This is a genomic window from Pedobacter sp. ok626 (genome assembly GCF_900100435.1).
Lineage (GTDB): Bacteria > Bacteroidota > Bacteroidia > Sphingobacteriales > Sphingobacteriaceae > Pedobacter.
Map to the genome: position 1 here is coordinate 139,395 of NZ_FNEX01000003.1, position 16,026 is coordinate 155,420.

General features: G+C 39.8%; 9 protein-coding genes. 2 read left to right on the plus strand and 7 right to left on the minus strand.

Going from position 1 to position 16,026, the window contains the following annotated elements:
• Positions 1 to 4 precede the first annotated feature (4 nt).
• The 3 genes from BLS35_RS04965 to BLS35_RS04975 form a co-directional block, all read right to left on the minus strand.
• Positions 5 to 3,451, minus strand: a complete 3,447-nt coding sequence (locus tag BLS35_RS04965) for a SusC/RagA family TonB-linked outer membrane protein (RefSeq protein ID WP_090778418.1) — start codon at positions 3,449 to 3,451, stop codon at positions 5 to 7.
• 195 nt (positions 3,452 to 3,646) lie between these two features.
• Positions 3,647 to 4,819 carry a FecR family protein gene (locus BLS35_RS04970; RefSeq protein WP_090778420.1) on the minus strand — a complete coding sequence of 391 codons (1,173 nt, stop codon included), beginning with the start codon at positions 4,817 to 4,819 and terminating at the stop codon, positions 3,647 to 3,649.
• A gap of 96 nt (positions 4,820 to 4,915) precedes the next feature.
• Positions 4,916 to 5,515: an RNA polymerase sigma factor gene (locus BLS35_RS04975; protein WP_090778422.1), complete on the minus strand. Its 600-nt coding sequence runs from the start codon at positions 5,513 to 5,515 to the stop codon at positions 4,916 to 4,918.
• A gap of 182 nt (positions 5,516 to 5,697) precedes the next feature.
• On the opposite strand from BLS35_RS04975, the gene BLS35_RS04980 reads away from it, so the two are divergent.
• Together BLS35_RS04980 and BLS35_RS04985 are read left to right on the plus strand one after the other, a co-directional pair.
• The gene (locus BLS35_RS04980; RefSeq protein ID WP_090778424.1) at positions 5,698 to 6,288 is read left to right on the plus strand and encodes a TlpA family protein disulfide reductase; all 591 of its coding nucleotides are present in this window, start codon (positions 5,698 to 5,700) and stop codon (positions 6,286 to 6,288) included.
• Positions 6,289 to 6,391: 103 nt separating this feature from the next.
• On the plus strand, positions 6,392 to 8,578 hold the full coding sequence (locus BLS35_RS04985; protein ID WP_165973223.1) for a response regulator: 2,187 nt from the start codon (positions 6,392 to 6,394) through the stop codon (positions 8,576 to 8,578).
• A gap of 122 nt (positions 8,579 to 8,700) precedes the next feature.
• Here BLS35_RS04985 and BLS35_RS04990 read toward each other — a convergent pair whose 3' ends face one another.
• From BLS35_RS04990 to BLS35_RS05005, 4 genes are read right to left on the minus strand one after another with little or no spacing between them, the layout of a single operon-like run.
• On the minus strand, positions 8,701 to 9,858 hold the full coding sequence (locus BLS35_RS04990) for a TlpA disulfide reductase family protein (protein ID WP_090778428.1): 1,158 nt from the start codon (positions 9,856 to 9,858) through the stop codon (positions 8,701 to 8,703).
• 33 nt (positions 9,859 to 9,891) lie between these two features.
• The gene (locus BLS35_RS04995) at positions 9,892 to 11,019 is read right to left on the minus strand and encodes a TlpA disulfide reductase family protein (RefSeq protein WP_090778430.1); all 1,128 of its coding nucleotides are present in this window, start codon (positions 11,017 to 11,019) and stop codon (positions 9,892 to 9,894) included.
• A 38-nt stretch (positions 11,020 to 11,057) separates the two neighbouring features.
• Positions 11,058 to 12,434 carry a RagB/SusD family nutrient uptake outer membrane protein gene (locus BLS35_RS05000; RefSeq protein WP_254778678.1) on the minus strand — a complete coding sequence of 459 codons (1,377 nt, stop codon included), beginning with the start codon at positions 12,432 to 12,434 and terminating at the stop codon, positions 11,058 to 11,060.
• Positions 12,435 to 12,460: 26 nt separating this feature from the next.
• Positions 12,461 to 15,931, minus strand: coding sequence for a SusC/RagA family TonB-linked outer membrane protein (locus BLS35_RS05005; RefSeq protein ID WP_254778680.1), 3,471 nt, complete (start codon positions 15,929 to 15,931; stop codon positions 12,461 to 12,463).
• Between the last annotated feature and the right edge of the window lie 95 nt (positions 15,932 to 16,026).

The window sequence follows — 16,026 nt, forward strand, 5'->3', positions numbered from 1 at the left end:
TTGCTTAAAATTTGAGGTTTAAACCAAATGCGACCACACGCTGCACAGGAACAGCGGTAAATAAACCGGGTTGTTCCGGATCACCCACTTCATAGTTGGTAAACGTGAACAGGTTTTGGGCGTTCATAAAAACATTTGCCCCTTTTATGTGCACCTTATTTAGCAATGCAGCAGGCAGTTGGTAAGCCAAGGATACTGTTTTTACACGCAGGTAGGTATCGTCACCATAAGCCCCGGTTGATTGCGCAAATTTCAACGCGGTGTTTACAGCGTTGGTACCAGTGCCGGCTACAGTTGGACTGCTGTAACCGCTGGCCAATCGCTGCAGTTGGGCAACCTCTCCCGGCGCTTTCCAATAATTACCAAGTACCGCCAAAGGTTGGTTGTACATGAAACCAAGCTGGTTGCTGCCGTATATCTGAAACAGGTAATTAGGCGCATTCTGGCTCGCAAACTGGCAGAAAACATACAGACTGAATTGCTTATAGGTAAAAGTATTGCCAAAGCCACCCATATATTTTATTTCCCGGTTTGCAATGGCTACCTGATCTCCACCAGTTGCGGCCAATCCGTATGCTGGATTTGAGCTGACAGTTCCGTCTTTCTTGTAAAACTCAAAGAGCCCGGTGGTCGGGTTCACCCCTTTGTATCGATATCCATATATCGTAGAAGTTGGCTGGCCGATTTCGTACTGGTTGGCAAAGGAAGAGGATGCCAGGTTAGGGTATGAAAGTAGTTTATTACGGTTAAACGACAGATTGAAAGTGGTTCTCCAGCTAAAATCTTTCGTTTTGAGGTTGGTTGAAGATGCGGAAAATTCAAAGCCCTTGTTTTGAACAGTTGCATCTAAATTACCCAGTACTGATGATATACCAGATTGTATCGGTAATGGATAATAAACCAGCTGGTTGCTTTCCCGGTTTCTGTAATAAGTAGCATTCAAAAAAAGGCGGTTATCGAAAAAGCCGAGATCTAAGGCGATGTTCAGCGATTTTTTTGATGCCCAGCTATAGTCAGGATTGTAAAGATTAGATGGATAACTTGGTCCAATTCCCTGGTAAGTTGGCACATAAGGAATAGCTTTATATAAAGACTGATACTGGTAAGCCGCTATACCATCGGAGCCCGAATTACCGTAACTTCCAGAGATCTTACCGTAGCTCAATACAGGAAGTAATTTTTTGATAATCTTCTCTTCCGAAAAGATCCATCCTGCGCCAATAGAGCCAAAATTACCAAACCGGTTATTAGGACCAAAATTACTTGAGCCATCGCGCCTTCCCGATAAATTAACAATGAACTTGTTATCATAGATGTAGTTAAACCGGGCAAAAGCTGCGATGTATTTATAACTACTCGTGTTATCACTGGCCGTTACGGAAACACCGTTAATTGAGCCAAGGAAATTGTCGTTTGAATAGCCCGTACCAGTCATGTAGGTTGAATAGGTTGGGTTCTCTTTATAAGTTGAACCTACAAGGGCAGTAAAAACACCTTTACCGATAGTCTTGTTGTAATTAATTTGTGGCTCTATATTAATAGCCTGCGCATTGTTAGTCGAAAAATTTGCTACTCTGTTAATATTTCCTGGGTTTTGTGATACTCCTGGCTCCTGAGAATTTTCGTTGGTCGTATTTCGGTTATAACCTGCATTAGCACCAATTGTTAATCCTTCAAGCAGTTTGTAGGAAATATGCAATACGGTATTGAAATTATAATTCTGCACAGAAGTAGGCTTCAGCAGAGACGCGTAAAACTGATAGGAAGTTAAATCCACACCCTGGTAACTCCAATTTAGACTACCCGAAGGGCTCAATAAATCCGGCAAATTCGGCGAAAAGATCACACTTTGTGCACCGCCAAACCCGGCAGACTTATTCTTTCCATATCCAAAATCGGTGGTTAAATCAATTGTCAGGCGGGAGTTATTTGAGTTATGATGCAGACTGCTGTGCAATGAATATCGTTGATTGTTAAAATCACCGGGATAGTTGTAGGTTGATTTGTTAAAGCCGGTTGAAATGAGAAAAGTATTATTAGCTGAGCCACCCGATAGGCTGGCGTGCACATCTGTATTTGAGGTATTTTGCCCATAAATAACCTTTTGCCAGTTGGTGTATTTGTTTTGATCGTAAATAGTCAAATCGGGCGCATAAGCCGTAAAATTACTGGGACTATTGCTTGGCGTAAAGCCGTCTGCAGCAAAAGCATCCTTTCTCAACTGCAGGTATTGTTCTGTATTGAGCAATTGAACGGGGCGACCAACGGAGTTAAAACTTGTGTTTACATTCACATCAAAAGTAGTGGTCCCAGGTTTTCCTTTTTTTGTTGTAATCAGGATAACGCCGTTAGCACCCTGCGAACCATATATAGAGGTTGCATCGGCATCTTTCAAAATACTAATACTTTCAATATCTGCCGGATCTAGATTATTAAAAGGGCTAACACCTACCGCATTTGGGCTAAGGTTTGTGGAACCACCTTGTGCATTTAGAAGCGACGCAAATTGGTTTACGTTATTATTCTGGGTAGCAAATGGAACACCATCAACTATAAATAGTGGTTGATCATAAGGTTTCTTAAGAAATAAGTTGGGATTTGTAGCATTTAAGGTATTTTGCCCCCTTACCTGAACCAACACCTGTGAGCCTGGGATGCCGCTGGTAGAGGTTACAGCCAATCCCGGCGCCTGTCCCTGCAGTGCCAATAAGAGATTGGATACAGGCTGCTTTTCGATATCTTTAGCCGATATGGTAGACACAGAGCCGACACTAAAACGTTTGGAATCGGTACCGTAAGCAATAACACGGATTTCATCTAAAGGGTTATCACTCAGTTTAAGCTTAATGAACCCTAGGTTTTCTGCGGCTTTTATTTCCTTGTCGGCATACCCAATGAATGAAATAATTAAGTATGCTTTCTCATTAACCCCGCTTAATATGAAAGAACCGTCTTTATTGGTCTTAGTAAGTCCTCTCCCATTTTTTACTTTAATCGTGGCTCCGCTAAGCGGTCTTCCCTCTTCATCTGTAATGAGGCCAGTAACATTAATATCAACGAGATACTCCTTGATTTTTTCGATCAAAGATATAGGCTTCCTTTTAACTGCAATTTTCTTCCCTTCAATTTCGTAAATAAAATTGAGCCCATTAAATGTACTATGCAAGGCTTCATCGATGGTTACATTGTGGATGCTGATGTCTATTCTTTGATCGTCTTTTATGATCTTTCCATCATAAAAGAAATCGAATCCACTTTGCTTACGAATTTCTTTCAATACCGATTTAAGCGGCATATTTTTCTGATCTATAGTGATTCGCTGGGCAAAGGTCGAGGCTGTGACCTGCATTAGGGATGCTATCAATATCACGGCGGTTAATCGCATAATTAGCAGTATTTTATGGCATAGCCTATTGGGCATACCAAGTTTCTTAGTATAATTTTTATACATTTGTTTAAGTTGGTTTATGCAGAATGCCTGAACTTTCGACGGAGAAGGCAACTGCTGTTTCTAGTTGATAATTATATTAGCTTGAGCCAAATACGACCAGGTCTTACTTTAAGGCCTGGTTATTTTTTTGTAGTTTTTTAGTTCATATTCCTTTCCATAATTTTGTAAATTACCCTATCTATTCAGTAGAAATCATTATTTGTAAACGAATACTTTACGACCATCAACTTTGAACCGAACCAATCCTGAAGACTCAATTACGTTTAAAATTGAAGATAAGTTACTTTGGCGCGACACCCAGCCTCCCGCTTCCATATCATCAGTAATTGAGGGATCATAAATGACCTCTACATTATACCATCTGGCAATTTTTCGCATAGCAACTTTAAAGTTGACTTTATCCAAATTGAAGTCGCCATTTTTCCAATCCGTTACAGTTTCCAGATTGACAAGATTTACAGTAATTGCACCGCTTCTATTAATCGCCTGTTCGCCTGGTTTGATAATCTTCTGAGTGCCCCCAGAAATTATCTTAACCGAACCTTCCATTAAAGTAGTGGCAATTCCAGGTTCATCGTTATAGCTATTTACGTTAAAATGAGTACCCAATACTTCAACTTCTTGGTTATCAGTTTGCACAATGAAGGGATGAGCTTTATCCTTGAAAATCTCGAAATATGCTTCTCCCTGGAGTTTTACCTTGCGAAGTCCCTGCTTATTTAAAGAGGCACTGTAACTCAAACTTGAGGCTGCATTTATCCATACTTTTGATTTATCCGGCAAGGTCAGCATATAGGTTTCGCCTTTGGCTGTGGTTAAAGTATTGATCTTATCTGATGCACCAGAATTTCCTTTCACTTGATAGACAACCTGTCCATCTGCAGTTTTATTAATACTAATTCCTGCTTCATTAGCCAGTTCTCCATTCTGTGCATCTTCCAGACTAATCTTTTTACCATCGGCAAGCGTCAATGTAGCCCCTACTTTACCTGGCGCGATATCACTTACCTGTGCAATTGATTCAGTATCTTTAGTTTTATTATTGTTAAAAATGAGATATGTTCCTGCAATAATGATGGCAGCTGCAGCGGCGATACCAGCCAAACGAGGCCAAATTTTAAAGCCGGCTTTTTTCTTGACATCCTGATCAGTATCAAGAACAGCCTCAAACATGCGATTTCGCTGCCGTTCCGAAAAGAATTCCACATCCTCAGCAGCAGCATTTTTCCAATACACTTCCATTAACTCATGCACCTGATTCTTATTGAGATCATCTTCGACGATGTTTAAAAACTCATTAGACTCTTCAGGTGTTGCCAGCCCTTTATAATACTGCTCAAATAAATAATTAAATCTAGTGTCTTGCATAGTGTTTCTTAGGGTATTCAAAATCCCTATTTAAGCTAAAGACCGGAACACCCCCTAAAAAGGGTCAGTGCAGATCATGAAATTTTAAAATAATTATTAAGATAGGATTAATGTAGTCATTAAAACGCCTACAATAGCCAGATTCAGCTTTGAACTGAGTTCTGCTGCAATGAATTTATTCGCATATTGGATGTGCTTTTTTACCGTCACAGGTGAGATTTTTAAGGCCTGGGCAATTTCTTCGTATTTCATACGCTCATCCCGACTCATCAAATACACTTTCTGCGCCTGAGGTGGCAATTTCTCTATCGCCTGCTCTACCAGTTCACGGTACCTCTCGGATAAGGTATCCGGATTTTCATTGTTTTGCTGATCATTAATCCGATGGCTCAGGCGATCTATGAAATTTCGTTCTGTAGCCTTCTTTTGCATTTCATTGTAAGTATGGTTTCTGCAAAGAATAAATAAGTAATTACTGAAATTCTTCACTTCAACCAGGAATTCTCTTTTTAGCCAGACTTTAATAAAAGTATCCTGAACGATTTCTTCTGCAACGGCAATAGAACCAGTCAATTGATATACATATTTACCCAAATTGTGATAGTAGCTCTCAAACAAAACCCTAAATGCATGCTCATCCCCACTGGCAATTTTTGCCAGTAATTCACGCTCTTCCGGAATGGGTTTGATTGTCATAATGTGCTATGCCTGTACAAAATTATAGATAAATCTGGCCAATAATAAGTAAAAATTGGCAGATAAGACCTTTCTCGTCTCACATACCTATAAACCTAAATTTTATATTTTCTTCCTTTTAACATTATAAATGCCGTTATTAGTATAACAAAGCACAACCTAGTATTAATCTGTATTTCAGTATGAAGAAAGCTCTCGTGTTTTTTTGGCTAATATTTTTGTTCTCTGTTATTGGATATCTCTTTTGGTACAACGACCTCATTTACAGATTGCCAACTCCCATCCCTAAAGACTACAAATCAGTTGAGACTGGTAGTTTGATCGTTAATGACGCTTTGAACAATAAGCATGGCAAACCTATTTTTCTGCATTTTTTTAATCCAGACTGCCCCTGTTCGCGCTTTAACATAAAGCACTTCCAATCACTGGTTAAAGAATATGGCAACCGTGTTGATTTTAGAGTAGTGGTATTGAGTCCGAAAACTTTTACCCAAGAAAGCATCCAAAATAAGTTTGATCTCCAAATCCCTATCCTATTTGATAAAGCCCTTGCCACAGCTTGTGGTGTGTATTCTACACCTCAGGCAGTTTTATTAGATCAGGCTCAACATTTATATTATAGAGGGAACTACAACACCACTCGTTATTGTACAGACGAAAAAACCAGCTTCGCAAAAATAGCGCTGAAGGGTTTGTTGCAAAAACAAACTGATCTGGTTTTCGGTAGCGCAGCATTAAAATCCTATGGTTGTACTCTGCCTGATTGTAAATAATTATTGAATGATTTAAGTAATGACACCAACCAATCGCATAGCTATTTCTGATAACCAAAACCGTTTACTTTTCTTGGGCATTAAGCAAAGAACAGATCGTTTAATGAACTATTTTTTATGGGGATACTTCATCGTAGGGCTAATCTTTGCCCAATTTTATGATACCTGGCTAATTGCATTTTGCGTAGGCGGTCTCTCTTTGCTGGCTTATTATTCTGCGAAATATTTTTTGCCCTCATCCAATCTTTATCAATACGTTTTAAGTGCAGTGCTGGGCATTTTTATGGCACAGTATATTTACCAGATGCATGGATTATTCGAAATGCATTTCTTTGCCTTTATTGGTAGCATACTGCTCATCACCTATGAGAAATGGAAATTACAGCTACCTATATTGATTGTGGTGATGGTTCATCATGCGGTATTTGGTTATTTGCAGAATAGTGGGGTAAACGATATCTATTTTACACGCCTGGATAATTTTGATTTGCAGACTTTTATCATCCATATATTGCTGGCCGACATGATCTTTTTTATCTGTGGATTATGGGCCTACTTGCTAAGAAAATCTAATGAAAGGCACGTTGTCCAGACCTTAGAAATGGCCGAACTACAAAAAGAAGCTCAACTATCACAGGTTCGGAAGCAGAATGAAGAAGTATTGGAAAAAGCAAACGAGAAGCTTAAGCTAACTAATCTAGAATTGGAAAAGGCCAGAGCTGAAGCCGATCGGGCCAACCAGGCCAAAAGCATCTTTCTGGCTACCATGAGTCATGAGATCCGCACCCCGATGAATGGCGTAATGGGAATGGCGATGCTTTTAAAGGAAACTGACCTGAACAAAGAGCAGTATATGTTTGCGGATGTGATTGCGAATAGCGGCGAAGCATTGATTAATGTGATCAACGATGTACTGGACTTTTCTAAAATAGAATCTGGCCATATGGAATTGGAGGCTGAAGATTTTAATTTGCGTAAATGTATTGAAGATGTCCTTGATATATTTGCAATTAAATCTGCTGAGCTTCAGTTGGATTTGGTTTATCATATTGAAGAAGATGTTCCTTTGCAAATTGTTGGTGATCAGCTACGGTTGAGGCAGGTATTGATCAATTTGGTTGGAAATGCCATGAAATTTACTGAACAGGGTGAGGTTTTTGTAGCGGTTTCTATGGGGAGTACTTTAGGAAATGGACAGTTCGAGCTCAAATTTGCCGTACGTGACACAGGTATTGGAATAGCAGCTGATAAATTGGATAATTTATTTAACGCTTTTTCGCAATTGGATTCTTCTACAACCCGTAAGTATGGGGGTTCTGGTTTGGGCCTCGCCATCTCAGAAAAGCTTGTCAAGCTTATGGCCGGCGAAATTAAGGTAGAGAGTAAGCTGGATCAGGGATCGATTTTTTCATTTACAGTGCATACGCAAATTGGGACTAAGGTACTGTTGCCATACCCCAATTATAGCATGACTGAACATGCTGGCAAAAAGGTAATCGTTGTTGATGATAATGCTACAACCCGGAGCATTTTAAGTAAGCAGCTTGAATATTGGAACTTACAACCTATATCGGCCAGCTCGGCTAAAGAGGCATTGTCAATACTATCGTTCGATCCGGCAATTGAATTAGTAATTACAGATATGCAAATGCCTGGAATGGACGGTGTAATGCTGGCCAATTTGATTAAGCAACGCTACCCATTTATTCCAATCCTTTTGCTGAGTTCTATTGGCGAAGAATTTGAAGAGCGTCAACGTGGTTTGTTCTATTCGGTCATGACAAAGCCTATCCGCCAGCATGTCCTTAGTAAACAAGTCTCCAATGCATTGCAAACAAGAAAGTATGCAGAAACAGAAGAAGAGGTATTTCGTAAGAAAATGTCTGCTGATTTTGCAACAAATCACCCTTGCGAATTGCTGGTAGCAGAGGATAAATTAATAAACCAATTGGTAATTGTTAATATTCTTGATCGATTGGGCTATAAACCCGACCTGGTGAAAAATGGAAAAGAGGCCATTGAAGCTGTTAATAAAAAAGACTATGACATTATCTTAATGGATATGCAAATGCCGGTAATGGACGGCTTAGAGGCAACTCGCCTGATCAGAAAAAAGCAATCGAAACAGCCGGTTATTATTGCGCTAACAGCCAATACACTAAAAGGTGATGAACAAGATTGCTTAGACGCTGGGATGGACGATTATATTGGTAAACCTATTCGTTTGGAAGACTTGATGGATAAGATTGAAAAATGGCTTAAGTCCGGTAATAGAGCAAATAGTTTATAATTTTCATTAAAATTCCAGCTATTGCTCAGATGTATTATAAATACAACAAAACATGCGCCCACTGGCGGTTGGGCCAGCGGGCTATGACAATTAAAAACTGTTACTAAATATTGTTCAGATGACTACTTCTTTATAGGCGACAAATTAAATATTTCCTTCATTTTTTTGTTTAAGGCCTCACCCTTTAAATTTCTCCCAATGATTTTACCTGTTTTATCCAAAAAGAAATTCTGGGGAATCCTATTTATACCATATAACATCGCAACTTCGTTCTTCCCCCCCTTCAAATCAGAAACATTTGTCCATATCAACCCATCTTTTTGAATAGCAGCTAACCAGTCTTTTTTTCCTTTCTCATCATCTAATGAAACACCAAGGATTTCCAGGCCTTTTTCATGGTATTTATTATAGGCTTTAACCACCGCAGGATTTTCTGTACGACACGGACCACACCATGAAGCCCAAAAGTCAACCAGCACATATTTCCCTTTGAAGTCCGATAGTTTTACAGGCTTACCATCCGGGTCGTTTTGTGTAAATTCCGGAGCCATTTCACCTATTGATGTATTTTTCATTATCGCTAAACTTTTGGCGTACTTTTTACCAGTAATTGTATTTTTCACATCGGAAGACAATGAATTAAACAATGGTGAGAATTCCGAATAATTAGGAACCTCACCATTAAGAATTATTGTTGTTGCCAGGCTCTTTAATGCAATTAGACTTATAAATCCATTAGGATTTGCATAGATACAATCTATGTACATCTGCTTTTTTTCATTAGTAATTTCTTTATATGTCGTCACAAAATCAGCCATAAGAATACTATCTATCTCCTTCTGACCGGGATGCATTAATCTCCATTCCGAATAATAGGTTTGCAATTTCTGTTCATTAAGTCTTAGCCCCCTTTCTAGCTTTTCATTAGCTGCATTGACTTTTGAACCTTCAATTGCTGCATTGCTTAATGAATCGGGACTATTAATATTGATTAGTCCCGATTCCAGGTAAAAATCTAAATGTTGAAGAGCGGGGGTTCGTATGCCAGTGCCTTTAGAATTGATAAAAAGTGATGCCTTAACTGGATCAGTGACTACACCTTTAAATTCAAATTGACCATCTTTTAGGAGAGTTGAATCAACATCAGTATTTCCGCGAAGGAGATAAACTTTTGCAGGAGCATTCAAATTACCTATTTTTCCTTTTAACGTGTAACTTAAATTTTGAGCTAGTAATGATATAGGAAACATCAGTATTAAAACGATGATTTTTTTTTTCATTTTTTTGATTATTTAATAATAGTTAAAAATGGTTTAATGGAATATTTCCTCTAACTTTTTGTTTAAGGCCTCACCTTTTAGGTTTTTTCCTATAATTTTACCTGTTTTATCTAAAAGTACGTTCTGAGGGATCGCTCTTATGCCATACAGGCCAGCAACTACATTTTCAGCATTCCATCCTTTCAAATCAGATACATTTTTCCAGAGTAAGCCATCTTTTTTGATCGCTGCCAACCAATCATTTTTCCTTTTTTCATCATCAAATGAAACACCCAGTATTTCCAGACCTTTTCCGTGAAATTTATTAAAGGCTTTAATTAAATTAGGGTTTTCCGCCCGGCATGGCATACACCATGAAGCCCAGAAGTCAACCAACACATATTTACCTTTGAAATCCGATAGCTTTACAGGTTTGCCATCCGGATCATATAGTGTAAACTCTGGCGCCATTTTTCCAATTGCAGTAGCATTCACTGTCGTTAAGAACTTGGCATGTTCTTTACCAGTAATCGTATTCTTTATATCTGGCGACAATGAATTAAACAAGGGGGCTATTTCTGCATAATTAGGAATGGGGCCGCCGACATACTTTATTGCATCAAGGCTTATGAAGCTGTTCGGGTTCTCTTTGATAAAATCAAAATATATCTGCATTGATGCTTTTTTATTTTCTTTTAATTTCAGACTATAATCAGCCCTATCGATACTATCCATCTCTTTCTGACCGGGATGCGCTGATCTCCATTCTGACAAATAGGTTTGCAATTTTTGTTCATTAAGTTTTACCGCATTTTTAAGTTTTTCGTTATCTGCATTGAGTTTAGAACCTTTGATAATTGCATTTTTAAATGAATCGGCACTACTGATAGTGATTATACCGGGTTCTAAATAAAAATTTGTTAAATATTCCTGTTTGTCGGAGTCTTCATATTTAAGAACAAGTCTAACCGGATATGGGTCAGCAATTGTCCCTTTGAGTTCAAATTGACCCTTTTGTACGGTTGCAGAATCAATATAGGTGCCTGACCTTTTTTCGGTTGACATATAAACTTTTGCGGGCGCATCAACACGAGCTATTTTCCCTTTTAAGATATAACTTGCATTTTGAGCGTGTAATAAGATGGGAAATATCAGTATTAATAGGATAAGAATCTTTTTCATTTTGATTATTTTATGTAAATGATTAATAAATAATTGATTTATTGTGGGTTTTGCGGCCAGCCGGGATTGTAATACATCACCTGCATGGGTATTTGAAGTGTGTATTTGTTGCTGTGCTGGGGCAATGTGGCAATAATGGTCCCCTGGCCATTGTACCTGTTTACATCCAGCATCCGGCCCTCAGCATCCAGTCTGCGCATATCAAACCAGCGGAGACCATTGTAAGAAAACTCAAAGGTCCTTTCGGCTAATATTTTATTCAATATATCTGCCTGAACTGAAGACTCATATCTAACATAATCAGCGGGAACGAAGCGGCATTTACGGACCTGATGCAATTCATTCAAAGCCATGGGAAGATCACCAGAACGGGCGGCAGCCTCGGCAACGATCAACCGCATTTCAGCAACCGAAGTTCCCCAATTGGCATGGGCGGTATAACTTAAAGGACTTGGCTGAAATCTTGTAGTTCCTCTTGTTGGAAAGGTATAATTGCCGAGATTGGTATAAAAGAACTTTAAGCGCTGATCTTTAATGTCAAAAGATCTCAGAAATGCAAGTGTTGGAATCGCTTGATTGGCAGGTGAAATAGCCTGCCTTGCATAAATGGCATCCGGCCTGTAGGCATTAAAAGCAATGGTGTTCGGATTAGCCAATGTCGAATAATCGAAAATTACATTAGGACCATTGTCCAATGCCAGCTGGGCATTCTGGGCCGCTTTTGGAAAATTACCCATGTACAGGTAAATCCTGGCCAAAATACTGTAACCTGCAGCTACACTGCCGCGAAACCGGTTATTGTTATTGTTCTTCGGCAGGCTTGGAATAGCGCTTTCTATGTCAGAAATGATATGCTCATAGATGTCTTTTACTGTACTGCGTGCAGGGACAGCATCTTCAACGTCATTCGACGTTACAAAAGGTACCGCCAAATCTTCACCGGCTGTATTGACATTATAAGGCTTACCATACAAGTTTACGAGGTAAACATAGTAAAAGGCCCTGCCAAGCCTGGCTTCTGCTTTCAGGCTTCTTTTCTCTTCTGAGGTGCCCAATGCCTGATCAATGCCCTGGAGCACGGTATTGTAATAATAGATATCCGCATAAAATTTAGCCCAAAACTGGGGAGTAGCGGTCACATCTACAGAAAACTGGGGTTGCCAGGTATATATAAAGTCATCGACACTGGTAGCCGGGGTTGGAATAGTTGGGGCGTCCACATTGTCTGCCAGCGTATTCAGTGCATTTGGAATACTATTTGCAAGAGAGGTATTGTTCAACCATTGGTCATAATCAGTAGTACTTTTCAGGGTTTTCACGCCTTTAGGGGTCAGATCCAGATATTTATCACAGGCTACCAAAAATAGTACCGGCAGCAGGGATATGATCATTCTTTGGTGGATATTTCTTTTCATGATTAATAATTTTAACTTAATGAAGATCAAAAATTAGCACGGAGGGCAAGCGTATAGGTTGGCGTCATATAGGGCTTTTCATAATTCCCTGTGGCTATACTATAGTCATATTTGTTCAGGCCGATAGTATATAAATTGGAAGCCTGCCCCCTCAGTTCGAAACTCATCCCGTCTTTCCCTGGTTTGCCGGGCTTGAAGCTATAGGAAGCTGTAAGGTCCCCTAAAGTAAAATAATTACCACTCACTATATAGCTATCGGTGTATTGGAGATAAGAATAATAGGTATTGCCAACGGCTGGTAATATATTCGGGATCGCTTCGTCGCCGGCCTTCTTCCAGTAATTGTCAGATCCCGCCAATGGCCGGGTAGCTCTTGCATTGGGTACCGCCACCTTCACATTAAATCCGCCATAGTAATTGATCATACAATAAAAATAAAACCGTCCAACATCTATCCTATTGCTTAGTCCTAGGTTGTGTGTCGGTATACTGCTGCCCATGTACTTCACATCATCAATCCCATTGTCGGTACCAGTTGCGAAACGTCTGGCATTGCCATCTTTATCGTAAACCAAGGGATGCCCTGCTGCGTCTACTCCAGCATACCGATAGCTAAAAACAGCCCCCACTTCATATCCTTTTATATAGTTGGAATTGGTACCAAATACATAATTAAATGATTTATTATTGGTTCCTGCTACCTTCCCGTTATATACATCCAGTACTTTACTGTTGTTTATAGAAAACACAAAACCAGTATTCCAATTGAATTTTTTCCGGGTAATCCAGTCCGCTTGCAAATTAAGTTCCAATCCATTGTTACGAATGGAAGCGCGGTTAATGAGTGCGCTTATCCCGCCTTTTGTGGCATCAATTTGGTTAGTTGCCAGAATGTCCATACTTTTTTTAATGTAGTAATCAATGCTGCCATTGATGCCCTTGAAGATCTCATAATCTAAACCAGCATTGAAATTATTGGTTTGTTCCCAGCGCAGACCGCTATTAGCCATTGACGACAAGCTAAGCATCGGAAGTGCATAAACTGCGCTAATGCTGCTTGTTAAACCAGCCTGTGCGATGACTTGGGGAAGCGATTTTTTGGCTACGTTACCATTAAACCCATAAGCCATACGAAGTTTTAACGATCTGAGCCATTCCATATCTTGCATGAAGTCTTCTTTCTGGATGTTCCACGCAGCGCCCGCAGACCACAAAGGCTTGTAGCGATATTTAGGATCAGTACCAAACAGATTGGATTGATCCATACGAATGCTACCTGTTAAGGAATATCTGCCCTTGTAAGAATACACCAAGTTCGAATAAAGAGAGACGAAACGATCTTCTGAGTCCGTAATGTTAAATAAACTTTCGTAAGACAAGGCAGGATTTGATCTGGAAAAAGATGGCGTAAATGCTTGTAAAGCCCTGTAGTCTATGCCTTGGTGCAGTAGCGTCTGATCATCATAACCGAGGTAAGCACCTGAACTTGACTTGCCAAGAATACTCCTGATTTCGCCCCCCAATATCAGATTGAGCGAGTGATCTTTTGCAATAAGTTTATTATAGTTTAACTGGCTGCGCAGGGTATAACTAGATATGCTATTTGACTGTTGTTTTAAAATACCACCTTTAGGCACCATGGATGAATACCGGTTATTTACTGCGTCAAAAGTGGTATATCGATTCATAAACTGCCTTACCTCTGCTGAGTTGCTACTGGCGAGGTGACGCAGATCTGAAGGAGAAATTTCATAAACCCCTCCAAAATTAACGTTAAAACCATTTCCTATGTTATACCGCAAGTTGGCAGTAATGCGGTTATTGAGTGTGCTGGTTTTGTCACTTACCTCCTTAATATCCTGTAAAGGGAAATACCTGTTATCCGGCAACCCTTTAGATAACAAGTAATTGCTGTAATATGAGTTTGAAAAAGAATTGTTGAATATGGGACGCGGATTCCCGTTCTCATCCTGTAAACTTTCGTACGGATAAATGGTGTGTATATCCGGCACTAGGGTTGAACCTGATCTTGCTTGTTGAAAGTCAGTAGTCAGGTCCAAAGAAAAACGCTTCGTAAAATTCAACATCATGCGCCCCGAAATGCTGAAACGATGATTGTTACTTTTTATCTGTGTACCAGCATTATTGAGGTAATTGGCCGTAATGTAATAAAGAACATCCTTTGTGCCGCCCGAAATGCCCAGATTATAGGTTTGGGTAGAAGCTGTCTGTAAAAATAAACGGCCATAATCTTTGGTGTTATTGTAAGAGCCCAGTTCGGTAAGCTGCCTGTCCCGTTCCTCTAATGTAATCGGATTGGTAGAAGATCTCCAATGCGCCATGATCTGGGCTGGAACCGGATAAGAATAATACTGGTCGCTGTAAAGCGGATCTGTCATCAGCATCCATCCCAAAGGGCTCACATTTTCATAAACCAGTTTATCACTGTTGATAATCGTACTAGAAGCATTCTTATCCCAGCGATAGCGGTTGTAATTTTCTTTAGGTGTAAAGCCTGCTGTAGCCTGAAAGTTTACGCTCACTTTACCCACTTTCGCTTTCTTCCGTTCAATCACAATTACCCCGTTAGAAGAACGGGCACCGTAAATTGTTGCGGCGGCGGCATCTTTTAAAACGGTAACAGATTCGATCTCATAGGGATTGATCATATCTAAAGTAAGCTCAGTAGGAAAACCATCGATTACGATTAATGGCTGCCTGTTTCCATTTATAGTAGAGATACCACGGATCTGGAAAAGGTCGTTCCCTTCAAACTGGATGTTATTATCAATAAGCAGTCCGGGGATCCTATTGACCAGGCCGGAAAGGAAATCGGTATTGATCCTTGAATCGTATGCTTTGGCACCGATGCGAGAAACAGCGCCCGTACTCTGTTCTGGCTTAATCAGCTGATAACCTGTATTGACCAACACTTCATTAAGCGATGAAGCAGCTTCTTTCAAAATTAAAATCATATGATTTTGCTTCATATCCTCGGTCACCTCGACCTCCATGCTTAAGGGCTTATATCCTATGCAGGTAATGGTTAAGGTATAACTGCCAATTGGAACATCGTTAAAAAGGAATAGTCCGTTTTTACCGGTAGCCATTTTAAAATTACCAGGACTTAATTTTACCGTTGCTCCGGGTATCGCTTTGTCGAGTGTATCGCGCACATAGCCGGAAATGCTTTTGACATCCTGTAATCGCGTTAAAACGGATGCCCTTTTTTGAGAATGAGGCAACTCCTTGATCACCACATTCGAATCCTCAATTGTATAAGTCAAGCCCGTACCTGCCAGGATTTTTCCCATCACCTCCTTTATCGAAGCTTCTTTAAAGTCCACGTCAATTTTATCAGAAGGCTTAAATTTTACCGTAGATACGAAAATATCATATCCAGTTTGTTTCATGACTTCACGAAACACCTTTTCCAGGGTAACGTTGTTTTCTTTTAGCGTTATCCTCTGACCAAAGGTAGATGCGCTAACCTGCATCAGAGTGATTATTAATATAAACGTGGTGATTTTCACAATTAATAGCAGTCTAGATATGTAGCCAGGTAATGGCGTACAACAAAGTTTAGTATATG